The organism is Stutzerimonas sp. C6.4V (assembly GCF_058536345.1).
On sequence record NZ_JBZUBM010000001.1, the window covers coordinates 1,840,878 to 1,860,326 of the forward strand.

A 19,449-nucleotide genomic window follows, 5' to 3' on the forward strand; every position below is an offset into this window, starting at 1 on the left:
CGCCAACCCACCGACCGCCGGATTACGCCTTCGGCTAATCCAGCCTACGTCAACTCTAGGGTTGGCTCCTGCCCATCACAGCGGCTTACGAACGACGATTCAACCGTCTTGCTCCACAGCGGCACGTTGGGCCGGTTTGCGTAGGATGGAATCGCCAGAGGCGCTTCCGTCATTTACCGCGAAGGGGCCAAGTTCTCGGCACAACAGCGCAGCCGCACCAACCCACCCGACCGCCGGATTACGCCTTCGGCTAATCCAGCCTACGTCAACTCTAGGGTTGGCTCTTGCCCATCACAGCTGCTTACGAACGACGATTTCAACCGTCTTGCTCCACAGCGGCACGTTGGGCCGGTCTGCGTAGGATGGAATCGCCAGAGGCGCTTCCGTCGTTTACCGCGAAGGGGCCATGTTCTCGGCGCAACAGCGCAGCCGCGCCAACCCACCGACCGCCGGATTACGCCTTTGGCTAATCCAGCCTACGTCAACTCTAGGATTGGCTCCTGCCTATCACAGCGGCTTACGAACGACGGCTTCAACCGTCTTGCTCCACAGCGGCACACCGGACCGGCCTGCGTAGGATGGAATCGCCAGAGGCGCTTCCGTCGTTTACCGCGAAGGGGCCAAGTTCTCGGCGCGACAGCGCAGCCGCACCAACCCACCGGCCGCCGGATTACGCCTTCGGCTAATCCAGCCTACGTCAACTTCAGGGTTGGCTCTTACCCATCACAGCGGCTTACGAACGACGATTTCAACCGTCTTAATCCACAGCGGCACGCTGGACCGCTCTGCGTAGGATGGAATCGCCAGAGGCGCTTCCGTCGTTTACCGCGAAGGGGCCAGCCCATTTACGGTCGCAAGCGAATCCGCAGGCGTTTGCACAGGGCACCGTGACCAGGCCATCGTGCGAACGTCGACTAAGCCTTGGGCGCAATCTGATCCCAAGCCACCTTGATTTCACCCAGCAGCTTGCCCACTTCGTTCAGCTTGTCGACATCGTTATGCCGGCTGGCTTCGAACAGACGCATCGTCATGTATTCATAGAGACGGTCGAGGTTTTCCGCCAGTTCGCCACCGACGGTCTTGTCGAGCGCTTCACGCAGCCCACCGATAATAGAGATGGCCTTGCCGACCAGCACGCCTTTTTCAGCGAAGGCATCTCGCTCCATGGCACCTTTCGCCTGAGCGATGCGGTCCAGGCCGCCCTGCATCAACATCTGGATCAGGCGGTGCGGATCGGCCTCGATCACCTGAGCCTTAACGCCTACCTGTTGGTACTGCTTCATTGCTGTCATTGCGTACATATGGACAAGCCCCTTGCTACATCACGTTTGCATGTACAGCTTATCGGTCGGAGGCGGCCAAGCTTGATAGCCTTTGCCTGCTCCATAACAAAAAAAACCGCCTTTCAGCGGTTGGATTGTGGTGCTATGTTCAATTCTTTGAGTTACTGGCCGCCCACGGCAAATTTTCAAGAGATGCGAGCAAGCTTGATGAGGTGTTAGTCAACTGGCCGACCAACAAATCCATCGCATTGAATTGTTTGTAAAGCCGCTCCTGTAGCGACGCTACCCGCCTCGCCAAATCATCTTTCTGTTTGCCAATACTTGATATCGTCTCGTTCATAGCCTTATTTCGCTGCTCAAGAATGCCATCCAACTGCGTATAAGGCTTGAGCTTCTTATCCAAGCGACTGGCAATACCGCCCTCGCCGGCAAACAGTGCCGGCAGTTCGGCAAAGCTGTTATCTAGGGCCTCCTGCAACTTGGCATCCTCAATCTGCAGCGTTCCGTCTTTCTGGGTAGTAATGCCGAGGTCAATCAATGCCCGAATCGGGCCGCCACCTTGAGGGTTGGACAATTCACTACGGATCGTCGACAGGAGTGAACGTACTGTTGCATCCCCAACCAGCGCTCCTGCCTGCGGTGCCTCGTCACCTCCAGCAGAGGCAACCTTGGTTTGCGTGCTAATAATCCCAATTAGCTTGTTGTAGGCATCGACGAACGACTGAACCCGCTCCTTGGCGCCCGCCTTGTCCTCGGCGATGTCAATGATCAGTGGCTCGTTCGGCGCGGTTTCAGCCTCCAGATCGAGCGTAACGCCCTCAATTACGCCCTCGACCGTATTCGACCGGCTTGTTACCGTCAGGCCATCGACCACTATCGACGCGCTTGCCGCGGCGGTAAGCGTTTTCGGCCCGGCATCGACTCCGTCTATCCCGCTGAAGTCCAACCCGTCGAGACTCAACAGAGGTTCCTCACCCACTGGCACAGGCGTCATTGGCGTGCCCGCCACTCTAATGTCGCGCCCTGTGCCGGTCTCGCTACTGCTGATCACCAAGCGCGCACCGAAGTCATCCGTTACTATGGTTGCACTAACGCCGATATTCTTGCCGCCACTGTTTATGGCATCGCGCAGCCCAGCGAGCGAGTTATTGCTCGAATCAACCGTGATGGAGAAGGACGCCGCCGCAACAGAGTCGTCCGATGAGCCGCCCAGGGCGATATAGAGGGTGCCACTGGCAAAGCGAGCAGGCGATTCAGCCGGATTGCGGAAGGCAGCCAACGCCACCTTGCTGCTTACCGCTAGTGATTTCACTTCCACCGAATAGCTGCCGGTGCCCGCGGTGGTGCTCGCCGTTACGCCCACTAGACCAGGCATGCTTGAGGTTGCCGAGCGCGCCTGGAACAGCTCGACTTTATTCAGCGCGCCGAGCGCGGTCTGGAAGTCGCTGATGCCGCTCTTGAGTGATCCGATCGCAGTAATCTGCGTGGTGGTTTTCTTCTCGAGGGTGGCAAGCTGCGTCGCCTTGGGCGCGCGCTCCGCGGCGACCATGCTCGCCACGATACTGTCGATATCGATGCCCGACCCGATACCTGTTACACCAGCCATAGCCACACCTCGTCAAATTACCAGCAAGCACAAAAACTAATCAAGAAACGTGCCGTCAGGCCTTGGCTTCGAACAGCAGGCTGCGCATCTCATCCAGCCGCTCGGCGAGCCGCAGGATATCCTCCGAGGGAATCTGCCGCACCACCCTGCCCGAATCGCCGTCCATCACCCGCACCACCACCTGGCCGGTGGAATCGTCCACGCTGAAAATCAGATCACGCTGCAGGCTTTGCACGTGCTCACGAATCCGCTCGGCGGCGCTGACTATATCTTCTGGCTTCTCGGTCTTGCTTTCGAGCTGCTGTACATGAGGCGAAACAGGTGCGGCAGCGCCTACTCCTGCACCCGCGCCCTGTGCCGATCCGCCACCGATCGCTTGCGAATGGGCTGAAGCAGCTAATTTTGCTACGTCCACGGTTACCCCCATAATCGACGAAAGGCAGATCGTGATCTGCCTTTCGTCTCAACGCCATGCCATCGTTTACTGAAGCAGGCTGAGAACGGCCTGTGGCAACTGTTTGGCCTGGGCTAGAATTGCCGTGCCAGCCTGTTGCAGGATCTGGTTTTTGCTCAAATTGGCAGTTTCTGCAGCAAAGTCCGTGTCTTGAATACGACTTCTGGAGGCACTTTGATTTTCAGCGATGTTACTTAGGTTACTGATAGCACTTGAAAAGCGATTTTGCACCGCACCAAGATTTGCTCTCTCGGAATCTACGGTTTCAATAGCAGTGTCTATCGCCGCTAGCGCAGTTTCAAAAGCAGCAGTATTCGCCGCGGTTGTAACATCTATAGCATCAACCCCCAGAGTAGCTGCATCCGACGCAGCGACAGCAACATTAACAGCCGCAGAGGCATTGGGATCAATAACAAAGTCAGCGTCAAAGTTACCGTCAAGCAGCAACTTATCACCAAACTTGGTAGACTCAGAAATTCGATTTATTTCAGCTATAGTTGATGTAATTTCCGTCTGGATGGATGCTTTGTCCGTAGCACTATTGGAACCGTTTGATGCCTGCAACGTCAAATCACGCATGCGGAACAGCAAGTTAGTCGTCTCCTGCAACGCTCCTTCAGCGGTTTGCGCCACGGAAATACCATCATTTGCGTTTCTAACGGAGACATTCAATCCGTTAATCTGAGCAGTGAGCCGGTTAGATATCTGAAGACCCGCCGCATCATCCTTTGCACTATTAATTCGGGTGCCGCTCGAAAGCCTCTGCATAGCAGTCGACAAAGCATTAGAGCTGTTGTTCAAATGCCGTTGAGTATTAAGTGACGCAACGTTTGTATTAACAGTAAGAGCCATGATGTGCCTCCAAGGGCGCTGGTTACTTTGGTTGCCTGAGCTTGCGACTCCGGGCCGGCTTGTGCCCAGGCACCCATTGAGTTCGCATTCGATTAGCTTATCGGCGTCGTTTCGGTGAGCTTTAGGAGGCGGTTGAAAATATTTGCAAGCCCCGAGAACAACCTGTACGACACCGGCGAATTCGCAACGGAGCGAGCCGCCTGCAAAGGGTTTCGGACGGGTGGTGAAAAACTTTAGCGGGAGGTGGTGTAAGGGAGCTGGGCGCCGCGCAGACCGATGAAGCCATAAGGGGGACGGGCCGCTGGATTGGGGTCGCGGGTGAGCAGCTAGCGAGGGTGGTCGCAAGTTGCGCAGAGCGAGGCCGGGGCTAGCTGCGCAGAGCGATCGCCAGCAAGCTGGCTCCTACGGGTGGGTTTGGCGTACGCCGCTGAGGCTGGGTCATGGATGTCCAGCCGTACTGCGCTTTAAAAGCCCAAGATTGAGAGGCGCTTGAGGAAGTCGTCTTCGTCCGCCACGGTGAGTCCCAACTCATTAGCTTTCGCCAGCTTCGAGCCCGCCCCTGGTCCCGCCACCACAACGCTGGTTTTGGCAGAGACCGAACCCGACACCTTTGCTCCCAGCGCCTCCAGTCTTGCCTTGGCCTCGTCGCGGCTCATACTTTCCAGGGTGCCGGTGAGCACCCAGGTCTGGCCGGCCAGCGGGAGTCCTTGTGCCGCCTTGCGTTCGCTTTGCCAGTGCATGCCGAATTCCTGCAGCTGGGCTTCGATGGCCCGGGCGCGTTCGGCGTTGGTCGGGTTGTCGAAGTAGTCGCGAAGTGCGCGGGCTGCCTTTTCGTTGAGGCGTTCGACCTGGCGCAGATCCAGCCAGTCGGCACCGATAATGCCTTCGAGACTGCCGAAGCGATCGGCGAGGCGCTGGGCGCCGGTGGCAGCGATATAGGGAATGTTCAGCTTGTCGAGCAGCCCGGCCAGCGTCGCGCAGGCGGCGAACTCTGGATGCACGTCGCACTCTTCCTGCAAGGTCACGCCGCGCTCGCGCAGTTGCTTGATGACCTTCTGGTTATGCTCGTCCTCGAAAAAGCTGTGGATCTCATGGGCAACTTCCAGCCCGATATCCGGCAGATAGACCAGCACATCCGGCAACGCCCGGCTGATGCGATCGAGCGAACCCAGGGCACGCGCCAGCAGCTTGGCGGTGCCCTCGCCCACATCCGGAATGCCCAGGGCATAGATGAAGCGCGCTAGGGACGGGCTGCGGCTGGCGTCGATGGATTTGATCAGGTTGCGGCTCGATAAGTCGGCAAAGCCTTCCAGCGCCAGCACCTGCTCGAACGTCAGGCTATAGAGGTCTGCCGGTGAACTGACCAGACCGGTGTCGACCAGCTGCTCGACAATCTTGTCGCCCAGCCCGTCGATATCCATGGCCCGGCGGGAGACGAAGTGGATGATCGCCTGCTTGAGCTGCGCCTGGCAGGCCAGCCGGCCCACACAGCGGTAGATCGAGCCCTCGCTGACCAACTCCCTGCCCTTGCTGCGTTTGATCAGCTGGGTGCGCTCAACGGCGGAGCCGCACACCGGGCATTGCTCGGGCACATGGACTTCACGAGCGTTTTCGGGGCGGCGCTCGGGGATTACCCCAAGTATCTGCGGAATAACGTCACCTGCGCGGCGCACGATCACCGTGTCGCCGATCATCACACCAAGGCGTGCAACTTCGTCCATGTTGTGCAGCGTGGCATTGGAGACGGTCACGCCAGCGACCTGCACGGGCTTCAGCCGGGCGACCGGAGTGATGGCCCCGGTACGGCCAACCTGGAATTCCACGTCGAGCAGCTCGGTGACCTCTTCACGGGCAGGAAACTTGTGTGCGATGGCCCAGCGCGGCTCCCGGGCGCGAAAGCCTAGTTCCCTTTGCTGCGCGGTCGAGTTGACCTTGAACACCACGCCGTCGATCTCGTAGGGCAGCGCGTCGCGCTTCTCCCCAATGTCGTGAAAATAGTCGCGGCATTCCTGCACACCCCTGGCGAGCCTGAGTTCGCGACTGATGGGCAGGCCCCAGCCTTTCAGTGCTTCAAGGATGCCGATGTGGGTGCCTGGCAGGTCGCCGTCACTGCGGCCCACGCCATAGGCGCACAGCTCAAGCGGCCGGCTGGCGGTTATCTTCGAATCCAGCTGGCGCAGGCTGCCGGCGGCGGCATTGCGCGGATTGGCGAAGGGCTTCGCGCCGGCTTCAAGCTGACGCGCATTGAGCGCCTCGAAGCCTGCCTTGGGCATGTAGATTTCGCCCCGCACTTCCAGCACGGCGGGCCAGCCGCTGCCATGCAGTTTCAAGGGGATGTTGCGCACGGTACGCACGTTGGCACTGATGTCTTCGCCGGTGCTGCCGTCGCCGCGCGTGGCGCCACGTACCAGCCTGCCATTCTCATAGAGCAGGCTTACTGCCAGACCGTCGAGCTTCGGCTCGCAGCTGTACTCCAGCGCGGAGCCATCGCCCAGCAGGTCGGCTGCTGGCAGGTCCAGCCCCTCGCGGGCGCGCCTGTCGAAGTCAATCAAGTCCTGCTCTTCGAAGGCATTGCCCAGGCTCAACATGGGCACTTCATGGCGGACCTGGCCGAAGGCAGCCAATGCCGCACCGCCGACCCGCTGCGTGGGCGAATCCGGCGTGACCAGCTCGGGGTGTTCGGCTTCGAGCGACTTGAGCTCGTTGAACAAGCGGTCGTACTCGGCATCCGGGACGCTGGGCTCGTCGAGCACGTAGTAACGGTAGTTGTGGGCGTCGATTTCGCTGCGCAGGTTGGCGATACGTTCGGCGGCGGTCTGGGCGGACGTCATGGTATGCGGGGCCATATCAGCAGGTCGGACCGAGCGCGTCGGCCAGCCTTAAGTTGGTGTTCTGGCCGGGATTTTAGCCTGTTTGCAGGGCGGGATGGGGGTTGGCGCAGGCAGCTGGGCTGGTTCGAAGAGCAATGGCCGGTTCTGTCTGGGGAACGGACGGAACGTACGGCCTGCATTCCCACGCGGGAGCGTGGGAACATCAGAAGGCTTCAAGCTTCAAGCTTCAAGCTTCATCGGCTTCCTAACGCCTGACCGTCATCTGCCGGCGCTCGTATTCGACGATGCGCTGACGGTAGTGTTCGATGGTTTGAGCGGTAAGGACGCTGCGCTGGTCGTCTTTCAGTTCGCCGTTGAGCTCCTGGGACAACTTGCGAGCGGCGGCGACCATGACGTCAAAGGCCTGCTTGGGGTAGCGGGGCCCAGGCAAGCCGAGAAAGAAGCTGACCGCTGGCGTGGTGAAATGGTCGATGTCGTCCAGGTCGAAGGTTCCGGGCTTGACTGCGTTGGCCATGGAAAACAGCACTTCGCCGTTGCCTGCCATGCTTTCGTGACGGTGGAAGATGTCCATCTCGCCGAAGCGCAGACCGCTTTCGAGGATGTTCTGCAACAGCGCCGGGCCCCGAAAGCCGGACGGGTCCCGGGAGATCACGTTGATGACCAGGACTTCCTCCACGGGGGGCAGATCAGTCTGCGAGTCGGCCGCCTCGGTCTCATCATCTTCGCCGAGCACCGGGTCGAGCAGTGTCGGGACGGGTTCGTCATTACTGAAGCGCAGATCACCCTGTTGAGGCTGTTCGGGAGTGCGACGTTTTCCGGAGGTCTCACGAGCACTCATGGAGGGCAGGTCCGACTCATCCAGGGTGGGGTCGCTGTCGCGGCTGACCACCCTTGGCGGACCCAAGAGCTCATTACTGCTGTCGTCATCCGGGAAGCTACTGGCGATATTACGATCCAGCTTGAGCTTCAACTTGCCCTTGCTACCGCGCATCCGCCGCCAGCCATCAAACAGGATGCCAGCGATAACTATGATGCCGATGAGGATCAGCCACTCGCGCAGACCGATATCCATTAATGCGTAAACCCCTGAATTCGATGATAAAGACGCAGTTTGAAAGCCGCTGAACAGGCTTATCTGCGCATCGTAAAAATTGCGCCCTAAACTAGCACGACGAACGGTCTGTGTGCACCGCCCCGCCCTGCTCTTTTATTGGTCTTCGCGCCGCCTGGAGGCCGCGCTTTTCGTTTCTCATGTCTCCACCAGAGCCACCGCCTGTTCGACATCGACCGCTACCAGCCGCGAACATCCGGGCTCGTGCATGGTGACTCCCATCAACTGGTCGGCCATCTCCATGGCGATCTTGTTGTGCGTGATGTAGATGAACTGCACCTTCTCTGACATCTCCTTTACCAATCGCGCATAGCGCCCTACGTTGGCGTCATCCAGCGGGGCATCGACCTCATCCAGCATGCAGAAAGGAGCCGGGTTCAGCTGGAAGATCGCAAACACCAGCGCCAAGGCCGTCAAAGCCTTTTCGCCGCCGGACAAGAGATGAATGGTGCTGTTCTTCTTGCCTGGCGGGCGCGCCATGATCGCCACCCCGGTATCGAGTAAATCTTCTCCGGTAAGTTCCAGATAAGCATTGCCGCCACCGAAAACCTTTGGAAATAGCGCCTGCAGGCCGCTGTTGATCTGGTCGAAGGTTTCCTTGAAACGGTTGCGGGTTTCCTTGTCGATCTTGCGAATCACGTTTTCCAGCGTATCCAGGGCCTCCGCAAGGTCGTCGTTCTGGGCGTCGAGGTAGCGCTTGCGCTCGGACTGCTGCTGGTATTCATCAATCGCGGCGAGGTTGATCGGCCCCAGGCGCTGGATTCGTACGGACAGACGTTCGAGCTCGGCTTCCCACTCCGCCTCGCTGGCCTCGGCCGGGAGGATCGCGAGTACAGCATGTATATCGAAACCCTCGTCATGCAGCTGGTCCTGCAGGGCCTTGCGCCGAACGCTGAGGGCCTGCCAGTCCATGCGCTGCTGTTCGAGCTGGCCGCGCAGCAGTTGCGCCTGCTGCTCGGCCTGGGTCCGGCGCTTTTCCGCATCGCGCAGCTCGCGATCAGCATCTTCCAGCGCCAGCCGCGCATGCTTGAGTTCTTCATCCACGCCCATGCGCCGCTCAAGTAGTTCTTCGAGCTTCGTGCGCAGTTCTTCCAGTGGTGCTTCGCCTTCCTCGAGGTTGAGCGTGAGCTGCTCGCGGCGCTCCACCGCGCGCTCGAACTGCTGCTCGAGACGCTCCAATGCCTGACGAGTCGAATCGTGCTGCGCCTGCAGCGAGCCCATGCGCACTGCCAATTGATGGGCTCGGTCCTTGTGCTGGCGTGCCTCCTGGCGGATGCGGTCGAGTCTTTCGCGGGTCACATCACGGTCCGCCAACAAGCGCTCGCGCTGCTCGGTATCCAGCGCCATGGCGTCAAGCGCATCCTGAAGCTGCAGTCGCGCCTCGCCCAGTTGTTCGGTTTCAAGCGCACGCTGTTCGGCCTGTTCCGACAGCTCGCTCTCGAGACGGCGACGGCGCAGGCCAAGCTGCTCCAGCTTGGCCTGGCTCGCGGAGAGCCGTGCCTTCAATTCGCCGAGCTGCCGGGCCTCATCTTGCTGGCGTCGCCGGTGCTGCTCGCGATTCTCCTCGAGCTGACGTTGTGTATCTCTCAGTTGCTCGAGCCTTGCGTTCAGCTGATCGAGCCTCGCCTCACCCTCTTCCCTCGCCTGCTGCAGACGCTCCAGTTCCAGCCCTCGCGCCAACACCCCGGACTCGGCTTCACTTGCGCGAATCACGCGCAGGAAATGCTGGCCGACCCAGTAGCCGTCACGGCTGATGAGGCTTTGGCCATCAGCCAGCGATGCGCGCGCCGCCAGGGCATCGCCGAGCGTTTCGACCGGCCGTATCGTCCCGAGCCAGGGCGCCAGATCGTGCGCCGCCTCGACCTTGTCCAGCAGGCTCCCGGCGATGCGTGCCCCGCCCTTGGATGGCGCTGCGAGACGCAGGTCGCCCTGATCGAAGCCGCCCAGATCAAGCCCATCGAAGCCTTCCACCAGCACCGCCTGAAGGTCGGCGCCAAGCACGGTTTCGACCGCCAGTTCCCAACCGGGCTCGACCCGTAGTCCCTCGGCCAAGCGGGGCCGGCGATCGAGGCCCTGATGGCTCAGCCATTCGGCGACGCCCTTGTCGGGGTCCATCGCGGCCTGTTGCAGTGCTTCAAGCGACGCGATGCGGCCATTGAGCTGCTGCAGTTCACCTTGCGCCTGCTGCTGAGCCTGGCTGGTCTCCTGCAGAGCCTCGCGCAGTTCGTCGAGTCGCTGATCGGTATCCTGCAGGTCAGCCGCCAGCGACTCCAGGCTCATGTCCTTGATCGCCAGCTGCTCGGTCAGCTCGCTAATGGCCGCGTCCTCCGGATCTGACGTCAGCAAGACGCGTTCATCCTCCAGGCGTCGCTGACGCTCGGCCAGCCGCTCCAGGCTCTGTTCAAGCTGCTGGATACGCGATTGCTGGACCTCGGCAGCACGGCGTGGCTCGGTGCTTTGCTGGTTAAAAGCCTCCCACTGTTCCTGCCATTCATGCATGGCGCTTTCGGACGCTTCCAGCTGGGCAGCCGCTTCCTCCGCCGTGGCAGCGGCCAGCTCCTGCTCGGGTTCAAGCATGGCCAGCTCTTCACCCAGCGTGGCCAGCAGGGTACGGTCGTGGCCCAGATGGGACTCGGTTTCCAGCCGGGCCTGCTCCGCTTCACGCAGGTCATCCTGCAGCTGGCGCAGACGCTGCTGGCCATGCTGAATGCTCTGTTCAACGCGAGCGATGTCGCCACCGACCGAATAGAAACGGCCCTGGACGAGGTTGAACCGTTCGGACAGCTCGTGATGGCCATCGCGCAGGCGCTCGATGCTGGCGTCGGCATTGCGTTGCTCAGCAACCAGGGCCTCGAACCCGATCTCCTGATCACCTATCGCCTGCTCGCGCTGCCCAACCTGAGCATTCAGCGCCTGCCAGCGCAGGGCTGACAGCTGCGCCCTCAGCTGTCGCTCCTGGGCCTTGTACTCCTGATATTTTTCCGCCGACTGGGCCTGGCGGTGCAATCGCTCGAGCTGACGTTCCAGCTCTTCACGCAGGTCGGACAGGCGCGCCAGGTTCTCATGGGTACGGCGGATGCGATTCTCGGTTTCGCGACGACGCTCCTTGTATTTGGAGATGCCGGCGGCTTCTTCGATGAAGTTGCGCAAATCTTCCGGCTTGGCCTCGATCAGCTTGGAGATCATCCCTTGCTCGATGATCGAATAGCTGCGGGGCCCAAGCCCGGTTCCGAGAAAGATGTCGGTGATATCGCGCCGGCGGCACTTCACCCCATTGAGGAAATAGGTGTTCTGAGCGTCACGTGTGACGCGGCGGCGAATCGATATCTCCGCATAGGCGGCGTATTCGCCCAGCAAGGTGCCGTCGGAGTTGTCGAAGATCAGCTCGATGCTGGCCTGGGTGACCGGCTTGCGGGTATTGGAGCCGTTGAAGATGACATCTGTCATCGACTCGCCACGCAGGTTCTTTGCCGAGCTTTCGCCCATCACCCAACGTACGGCATCGATGATGTTGGATTTGCCACAGCCGTTCGGCCCCACAACCGCGGCCATGTTGCTTGGAAAGCTGACGGTCGTGGGGTCGACGAAGGATTTGAAGCCCGCAAGCTTGATGCTTTTCAGGCGCATGGACGCCTGTCCATGGCGAGCGGCGCGTGAGTCGGAGCGTTGTATCCGCTGTGGGCTTGATGGGTTTCCCGGGGCATTGCTGGAGTCGTATTGGCGATCGGCCGCGGAGTTTATCACGGCGCCAAGTCGGCCTCTCAGGGCCTGGAGCACAAAGCGGGACGGATGCGGAAAGCTAGAAGCTAGAAGCTCAGAACCTGGCTTTGACCTAGCCGCCCGTCATGCTCATGAAGCGCACCACCTGCACCTGTTCGTCGGTACGGAATTCGTGTTTCTCGGGCTTTAGCTGCAACGCGTCGACCAGTGCCTGGCGCAGCCGATCGCGGTCGCCCGGGTAGCGGCGCATCAGCCCCTTGAGGTCAAGGGCGCCCTCGTGTCCCAGGCAAAGCACCAGCTTGCCTTCGGCGGTGACCCGGACACGGTTGCAGCTGCCGCAGAAATTATTGCTGTGGGGCGAGATGAAGCCCACCTGGGTTTCGCTTCCGGCTACTTGCCAATAGCGTGACGGGCCGCCGGTGGTGTGGCTGCTGCGCACCAGCTGATGGCCCACCTCGATGCGCTCACGCACTTCGTCACTGGAGCAGAAGGTGATCTCGCGCTCGTGGCTGGAAACGTTGCCCAGGGGCATCTCCTCTATGAAGCTGATGTCCAGTCCGCGCTCGACGGCATAATCCACCAGATCAAGCACCTCGTCGTCGTTGCGGCCTTTCTGGATCACGCTGTTGAGCTTGATACGCTGGAATCCGGCTTTGCGCGCCGCCTCGATGCCGTCCAGGACCTGATCGAGCTTGTCGCGGCGGGTTAGCTCGGCGAAACGGTCTCGCTTGAGCGAATCCAGGCTGATGTTCAGCCGCTTGACGCCCGCGTCCCGAAGCACCGGCGCCAGCGATGGCAGCTGTGAGCCGTTGGTGGTGATGGCCAGATCCTCAAGCTCCTCACGCGCGCCCAGACGCGCCAGCAGCCCCGGCAACCCCTTGCGCACCAGCGGCTCGCCACCGGTTACCCGGATACGCCGGACGCCGAGACTGATGAACGCATCGGCGACAGCGTAGAGCTCCTCCAGCGTCAGGATCTGGGCACGCGGCGCAAAGACCATGTCTTCGCTCATGCAATAGGTGCAGCGAAAATCACAGCGGTCGGTGACCGATAGTCTCAGGTAGGTGATGCGCCGGCCGAAAGGATCGACCAGCTTCGAATCAGGCATGCGGCTCTCCAACGGCTTGATGGCGCAGGGCTAAGACTATGCCGGAACGTGCCCCGAGGCAAAGCCGGCGGGCCGAGTGGCAGGTGTCCCAGCTCTGCCGGCAGGTGCTATGACCGTTCATCAACGCGCGCCACGCAACGCCCTGTGTCATTGTTTGGAGGGCGAGTCGAACATTCCGTTCGCAACCTTGCGCCGAAAGCGCGAGTCGTAGCCGGAGATAGACGGTCATCAATGCACAACCGGGAGCCAAGCAATGGATAACGATGCCCTTCGATCGATGGGCTGGCGTGAGCGCCTTTACGTCATCATCTTCTTTACCAACACCTCGGCGGGAAAACGCTTCGACACCTGGCTGCTGATCTTTATCTTTGCCAGCCTCGTGGTCGTGATGTTCGACAGCATCGCCTACTACCGGCTGGAATACGGCACGTTGCTGACCGGCCTCGAGTGGTTTTTCACTGCAGTGTTCGCCATGGAATACCTGGTGCGGATCTACACCCACCCGGAGCCACGCAAGTACATCTTCAGCTTCTACGGCGCCATCGACCTGTTGTCGGTCCTGCCGGCCTTTATCGCGCTGTTGTTGCCTGATGCGCAGTATCTGTTGGTGGTGCGTGCGATTCGCATGCTGCGGGTGTTCCGCGTGCTCAAGCTGACGCAGTACCTGAGTCAGGCCAACTTCCTCATGGTCGCCCTTCGCGGCAGCAAGCAGAAGATCGTGGTTTTCCTACTGACGGTGACCACCATGGTGCTGCTCTTCGGCACCCTGATGTATGTCGTCGAAGGGCCCGCCCATGGCTTCACCAGCATTCCGATGAGCATCTACTGGGCAGTGGTTACCATCACGACGGTCGGATTCGGTGATATCACCCCGCAAACGCCATTGGGCAAGGCGCTGTCGACCCTGGTGATGATCACCGGCTATTCGATCATTGCCGTCCCGACCGGCATCTTTACCGCTGAACTGGCTACGGCGATGCGCGCAGACAGTCTTCAGCATCGTTGTCCTACCTGCGAAAAGCTGAGTCACGAACCGAACGCTGCATTCTGCAGCCGCTGTGGTACGCAGTTGTTCAAGCGTGAGGCGCCCGATCAAGACATTTCACCCGCGTCTGACAGGCGCGACAGCTGAGCAGAGCGCCTGGCCCAGGCGCCGCCTGTTCTGTCGCTACAAGGCAGGCATTTGCTCCGAACCGCTCCGGCACGAGGCTGTCACAAGCCTTGCCCTGCCGCGGGCTGGATGGAGACACGAATGCCCTTGCTCAAACTGCTGCACTTCGCCGCCTTGCTGTGCTGGTGCGGCACCTTGCTCTACCTGCCCGCCCTGATAGCGGCCGGCACTCGGCGCAGTGACCCGCTGTTCTACCGCGACCACGCCCATCTGACGCGCATGGTGTTCAACCTGATCGGTACGCCGGCGGCCCTCGTTGCAATCGGGTCGGGGACCGCCCTGTTCCTGAGCGAAGGGCTGGTAGCCGGTTGGCTGATCGTCAAGCTCAGCACGGTCGCAGGCATGGTCATCTGCCACACGCTCTGTGGCGTGCTTGTATTGCATGTGGAGCGGGCCCCCGAGCAGAGCGTAAGCATTCGTTGTCGATTTCTTGGCGCAATCGCCGCGACCTTCATTACCGCGACGCTTTGGCTGGTGCTGGCGAAACCCTTCTAGCCCATGACCCGAACCGCTCGATCAACCTGAAGATGCCCATGACCGAACGATCCGAATTACCGCTTCTTTCCGGCTCAGACCTTATCCAGGTCAACTCCGACGGCATGCTCATAGACCAGCCGTCCGCCGAGATAAGCGGCCAGGGAAATCAGCACAGCGGTGATAGCCGACAGGTACAGCGCCCAGAGCTGCATGCTCTGCGCGTCGTTCTGGTAGCGCAGCAGCCAGTTCAGGGAAGCCAGCGACAGCATCATCACCGCCAGGATTGCATGACACCACGCGGTGATCTTCTGACGGATCTCGCGCACGGTCGCAAGATCGATCAGGCCGAAGATGCTGGCGATCCAGCCGCCCAGCGCACCGACACCAGACAACCACAGGCCGGCACGCCACCAGAAATCGTCCAGCGTCCAGAGATGGGCCAGGTCGACTGGCAGCAGACCGGTCAAGGCAGCCACGGGAAAATGAATCAGCATCGGGTGCAGCGGGTGACCGGCTATCGCAGCACGGCTATGGATGGAGTCTCGGTATCGGGCCATTCGGCGCTCCGGCAGCGTGTTCGGGGAGTGCGTCGCCGGACGGAACGAACCGGCGATCTCTTGAAATGGACCACACTGGCGCTGGCAGTTCCTTTACTGAGCGCTTGTGGCGGGCCGCTGTCCTCGCTCAACCCGGCCAGTCACATGGCCCGCCAGATTTCCAACGTCTGGTGGGGCATGTTCGCCTTCGCCACCCTGGTGCTGGTTGTAGTGAGCGCGCTGTGGATCTATGCGCTGGCACGTAAGCCGCGCGAAACCAGCAAGGAACAGGCGATCAGGATCAACCGCCGATGGGTCATTGGCGGAGGCATCGTGCTGCCAAGCCTGAGCATCGTCGTCCTGTTGATCTTCGGCATTCCCACCGGCCGCAGCATGATGCCGCTACCGGTCGAGGGGGAGCAGCCATTGAAAGTGGTGGTCACCGGCCATCAATGGTGGTGGGAAGTACACTACCCCGACAGCGGCGTCACAACGGCCAACCAGCTGATCATTCCTGCCGGTCGCCTGATCGACGTGAATGTCACCAGCGCCGATGTGATCCATTCGTTCTGGATTCCGCGGCTTGGCGGAAAAATGGACATGATCCCGGGCCGGACCAACGTGATTCGCCTCCAAGCCGGCCACACCGGCGTTTTCCATGGGCAGTGTTCGGAGTTCTGCGGCCTTCAGCACGCCCACATGAAACTGCATGTCGAAGCGCTCGACGAGGCGGGCTTCGCCGAGTGGATCGCCGCGCGGGAAAACCTCACGGTCACGCAGCGTGCCCCAGGCGATGCCGGCCGGGTATTCGATGAACGCTGCGGCCAATGCCACCGGGTCGCCGGCATCAGCGAGGGCAACCGTGCCCCGGACCTCACCGATCTTGCGACACGGCCGAGCCTTGGTGCCGGGGTGATCGAAAATGATCACGATGGCCTGCGCCGCTGGCTACGCGAACACAAGACGCTCAAGTTCGGCAACGGCATGCCCGCGCATGACGACGTTCCGCCGCAAACACTCGATCAGATTGCCGACTGGCTGGAGACGCTCGCTCCATGACAAAACTTGATAGTGCGCCCTGCACGGACCCGGAACAGCTGCACGACCAGTTCAACGACGTCTGGGGAAATCCGCGCGGATGGCGTGCGCTGACCATCGTCAACCACACCAGTATCGGCCTGCGCTTTCTCGTCACGGGCGCCGTGTTCTTCCTGATTGGTGGGCTGATGGCGATGCTGATCCGCACCCAGCTCGCACTGCCGGGCTATGTGCTGATGGAGCCGGAGGTCTATAACCAGGTCTTCACGATGCACGGCTCGGTAATGATGTTCCTGTTCGCCGTGCCGATGATGGAGGGCCTGGCGGTCTACCTGATTCCAAAGATGATCGGTGCCCGCGACCTGATCTTTCCGCGGCTGTCCTCGCTTGGCTACTTCTGCTACCTCTTCGGCGGCATCATCCTGTTGTCCAGCGTATTTCTCGGCGTCGCGCCGAAGGCGGGCTGGTTCATGTACACGCCGCTGTCGAGCACCGCGCACATGCCGGGCGTCAATTCGGACTTCTGGCTGCTCGGCATCACCTTCGTGGAAATCTCGGCGGTAAGCGCCGGCGTCGAGCTGGTGGTTTCGATCCTGCGCACGCGCACCAACGGCATGGCGCTGCACAAGATGCCGCTGTATGCGTGGTACATCCTGGTCATGGCCATGATGATCGTTTTCGGCTTCCCGCCGCTGATCCTGGGCAGCATCCTGCTGGAGCTTGAGCGCGCGGCTGGCCTGCCCTTCTTCGATCCGGCGAAGGGCGGTGATCCAGTCCTCTGGCAGCATTTGTTCTGGCTGTTCGGTCATCCCGAGGTGTACATCATCTTCCTGCCGGGCGCCGGCATCGTCTCGACGCTGTTGCCGGTGTTCTGTCAGCGTCCGCTGGTGGGTTACCGGTGGGTGGTGCTCGGCGTACTGACAACCGGCTTCCTGAGCTTCGGGTTGTGGGTGCACCACATGTTTACCGTCGGGATCCCTGCCCTGGCGCTGGGGTTCTTTTCGGCGGCCAGCATGCTGGTGGCCATCCCAACCGGGGTACAGATTTTTGCCTGGCTGGCGACCCTCTGGCTCGGCAAGCCAGTGTTTCACGTGCCGATGCTGTGGCTGGTGGGCTTTCTCATCGTATTTGTCTGTGGCGGGCTGACCGGCGTGATGGTGGCACTGGTGCCCTTCGACTGGCAGGTGCACGACACTCATTTCGTCGTGGCGCACATGCATTACGTGCTGGTGGGCGGGATGTTCTTCCCGTTGATGGCAGGCCTGTATTACTGGCTGCCCCATTTTTCGGGCCGCATGCCTTCGGTGCGCCTGGGCCGCTGGGGCTTCTGGCTGGTGTTCATCGGCTTCAACACCACCTTTCTGATCATGCACTGGACGGGGCTGATCGGCATGCCTCGGCGGGTCTATACCTATGACACCGGACTGGGCTGGGACCTGCCCAATCTGATCTCCTCGATCGGCAGCTTCATCATGGCCATCGGCATCGGCACCATCCTGCTGGACATCGTGCTGCACTTCCGCTTCGGTCAACCGGCAAAGACCAACCCTTGGAATGCCGACACGCTTGAATGGGCGACCAGCCTGCCACCGAGCCCCTATAACTTCGTCAGCCTGCCGGATGTGACGGATCGGCACCCGCTGTGGAAGGACCCCGATCTGCCAAACAGCATTGCCCGTGCCGAGCATGCCTTGAAAGCCATCGACCATGGCCGACGGGAAACCTGGGGCTCGGACCCGCTGAGCGGCAAGGTGCGCGAGGTGATACACCTACCAGGAAACAGCTGGTGGCCATTCGTGGCCTCGGTGTTTCTCGCCGTGCTCTGCCTGAGCCTGCTCAACAAGTTCTACTGGGTCGCGCTGATCGCTACGGTCGCCACGTTGATCGTGCTGTTCCGCTGGTCATGGGAGAACGGTGCCCACCCCGCCGCTGCGCCAGATGCGCAAACGCAACCTGGCGAGCCACCGCTGCACTCGCGGACCTTTGACGGACCCGGCCTCTGGGGAATGGGCGTCACCCTACTGGCCAACGGCACTCTTTACTTGTCGTTGCTGTTTGGCTGGTTCTACCTGTGGACAGTCTCACCCGAATGGATGGTGCCGGAGCATTCCGACCTGAACGGCTGGCTGATGCTCGCAAGTGCCGTGCTGCTGACGATCGGGACGCTGTGGATGCGGCTTGTGCCCGGCCGGCTGCGGCGAGGCAACGGCGGGAGACTGATGCTCAACCTGGGCGCAATAACGGTGATCGGGGCAGTGCAATGGGCAATGTTGCTCTGGCTCTTGCTGACAGCCGATCTGAAGGTTACGGAGACGGCGCACGATGCAGTGGTCTTCGTGATCCTGGCATACAGCCTGATCCACTGTGCCCTGGCGACGATCCTCACGCTGCTGCAGACCTTGCGGGTCATGTACGGCTACGTGGGGGACAAGGCGCCGTACGAGGTCGTGGTGGTCGAGCAGCTCTGGTACTACAACCTCGGCGTGGTCTGGAGCGCCTACGCCGCGATCGTCCTGTTCCCGAATGCCTGGGGAGGCGCCTGATGAAGTACAACCGCACTTCGGTCTTTCATCCGATCCAGATCCCCTTCGGCCTGACGATCTGGAGCCTCTGGTTTGCCACCATGTATGCCTCGCACGCGGTAGTGTGCGGGATTGCCCCACCGGACCCGCACAAGGGCGTCTTCAACTGGCTGAACGCCGGATTCGGACTGTTCACCGTGCTGGTGATAGCGCTGTTGCTATGGCTGGGGCGCAGGACATGGAAGCTGTCACGCGAGCCACATGAGCTCAACGAGCGGCAGGTCTTCGTGCTCAAGGTTTCGACCGGCATCCACTTCATCGCGGCGCTGGCCACCGTCTTTGTCGGGATGCAACTGGTGTTCCTGCCGCCCTGCATCTGACCGTCTCACAACGAGATGGCCGGACCGGTTTGGGGAGTCTTCGCTCAGTCGAGCTTCTTACGGATCCAGTACAGATAGGTGCCGTCTTCGGCCTGCTGGTCGACCAGCTCATGGCCCAGGAACACGCAGAACTTGGGGATATCCCGCTGAGTCGACGGGTCAGTGGCGATGACCTTGAGCAGTTCGCCACCACCCAGGCCGCGCACCTTGTTGTGCAGCATCATGACCGGTTCAGGGCAGTTGAGGCCGCTGGCATCGAGCAATGCATCGCTGGGCAGTTCACTGGATTGAGGCATAACAGGCTCCACGGAAACGGGTTGGCAAAATCAGGTGAATCGGGGCTGGGCGACGGGCGCCTTA

Annotated in this window: 15 protein-coding genes; 5 read left to right on the forward strand and 10 right to left on the reverse strand. The window is 60.9% G+C overall.

Annotated elements, in window-relative coordinates:
* Window positions 1-914 precede the first annotated feature (914 nt).
* The 8 genes from fliS to moaA form a co-directional block, all read right to left on the reverse strand.
* The gene (gene fliS / locus AC4LFW_RS08610; RefSeq protein WP_491818667.1) at window positions 915-1,301 is read right to left on the reverse strand and encodes a flagellar export chaperone FliS; all 387 of its coding nucleotides are present in this window, start codon (window positions 1,299-1,301) and stop codon (window positions 915-917) included.
* A gap of 130 nt (window positions 1,302-1,431) precedes the next feature.
* Window positions 1,432-2,889 carry a flagellar filament capping protein FliD gene (gene fliD / locus AC4LFW_RS08615; protein WP_491818668.1) on the reverse strand — a complete coding sequence of 486 codons (1,458 nt, stop codon included), beginning with the start codon at window positions 2,887-2,889 and terminating at the stop codon, window positions 1,432-1,434.
* A gap of 55 nt (window positions 2,890-2,944) precedes the next feature.
* Window positions 2,945-3,304: a flagellar protein FlaG gene (locus tag AC4LFW_RS08620; protein ID WP_491818669.1), complete on the reverse strand. Its 360-nt coding sequence runs from the start codon at window positions 3,302-3,304 to the stop codon at window positions 2,945-2,947.
* Between the two features lie 66 nt (window positions 3,305-3,370).
* A complete protein-coding gene (locus tag AC4LFW_RS08625; protein ID WP_491818670.1) occupies window positions 3,371-4,195 on the reverse strand; it encodes a flagellin domain-containing protein in 825 nt (274 codons plus the stop codon).
* Between the two features lie 464 nt (window positions 4,196-4,659).
* Window positions 4,660-7,026, reverse strand: coding sequence for an NAD-dependent DNA ligase LigA (gene ligA / locus AC4LFW_RS08630; protein WP_491820180.1), 2,367 nt, complete (start codon window positions 7,024-7,026; stop codon window positions 4,660-4,662).
* Window positions 7,027-7,270: 244 nt separating this feature from the next.
* Complete coding sequence (gene zipA / locus AC4LFW_RS08635; RefSeq protein ID WP_491818671.1) at window positions 7,271-8,098, reverse strand: cell division protein ZipA; 828 nt, start codon at window positions 8,096-8,098, stop codon at window positions 7,271-7,273.
* 177 nt (window positions 8,099-8,275) lie between these two features.
* On the reverse strand, window positions 8,276-11,764 hold the full coding sequence (smc, locus tag AC4LFW_RS08640) for a chromosome segregation protein SMC (protein ID WP_491818672.1): 3,489 nt from the start codon (window positions 11,762-11,764) through the stop codon (window positions 8,276-8,278).
* Between the two features lie 205 nt (window positions 11,765-11,969).
* On the reverse strand, window positions 11,970-12,965 hold the full coding sequence (gene moaA / locus AC4LFW_RS08645; protein ID WP_491818673.1) for a GTP 3',8-cyclase MoaA: 996 nt from the start codon (window positions 12,963-12,965) through the stop codon (window positions 11,970-11,972).
* A gap of 253 nt (window positions 12,966-13,218) precedes the next feature.
* On the opposite strand from moaA, the gene AC4LFW_RS08650 reads away from it, so the two are divergent.
* Together AC4LFW_RS08650 and AC4LFW_RS08655 are read left to right on the forward strand one after the other, a co-directional pair.
* On the forward strand, window positions 13,219-14,097 hold the full coding sequence (locus tag AC4LFW_RS08650; RefSeq protein WP_491818674.1) for an ion transporter: 879 nt from the start codon (window positions 13,219-13,221) through the stop codon (window positions 14,095-14,097).
* 120 nt (window positions 14,098-14,217) lie between these two features.
* On the forward strand, window positions 14,218-14,631 hold the full coding sequence (locus AC4LFW_RS08655; RefSeq protein WP_491818675.1) for a CopD family protein: 414 nt from the start codon (window positions 14,218-14,220) through the stop codon (window positions 14,629-14,631).
* 74 nt (window positions 14,632-14,705) lie between these two features.
* Here the strand turns inward: AC4LFW_RS08655 and AC4LFW_RS08660 are convergent, their stop codons facing one another.
* A complete protein-coding gene (locus AC4LFW_RS08660; protein ID WP_491818676.1) occupies window positions 14,706-15,170 on the reverse strand; it encodes a DUF2231 domain-containing protein in 465 nt (154 codons plus the stop codon).
* Window positions 15,171-15,314: 144 nt separating this feature from the next.
* Here AC4LFW_RS08660 and coxB point away from each other — a divergent pair, with 144 nt between their 5' ends.
* From coxB to AC4LFW_RS08675, 3 genes are read left to right on the forward strand one after another with little or no spacing between them, the layout of a single operon-like run.
* On the forward strand, window positions 15,315-16,208 hold the full coding sequence (gene coxB, locus AC4LFW_RS08665; RefSeq protein WP_491820181.1) for a cytochrome c oxidase subunit II: 894 nt from the start codon (window positions 15,315-15,317) through the stop codon (window positions 16,206-16,208).
* Complete coding sequence (ctaD, locus tag AC4LFW_RS08670) at window positions 16,205-18,730, forward strand: cytochrome c oxidase subunit I (RefSeq protein ID WP_491818677.1); 2,526 nt, start codon at window positions 16,205-16,207, stop codon at window positions 18,728-18,730. The genes coxB and ctaD overlap by 4 nt, the downstream gene beginning before the upstream one ends.
* On the forward strand, window positions 18,730-19,089 hold the full coding sequence (locus AC4LFW_RS08675) for a hypothetical protein (RefSeq protein ID WP_491818678.1): 360 nt from the start codon (window positions 18,730-18,732) through the stop codon (window positions 19,087-19,089). The genes ctaD and AC4LFW_RS08675 overlap by 1 nt, the downstream gene beginning before the upstream one ends.
* Before the next feature lie 44 nt (window positions 19,090-19,133).
* Here AC4LFW_RS08675 and tusA read toward each other — a convergent pair whose 3' ends face one another.
* Complete coding sequence (tusA, locus tag AC4LFW_RS08680; RefSeq protein WP_491818679.1) at window positions 19,134-19,385, reverse strand: sulfurtransferase TusA; 252 nt, start codon at window positions 19,383-19,385, stop codon at window positions 19,134-19,136.
* Window positions 19,386-19,449: the final 64 nt, after the last annotated feature.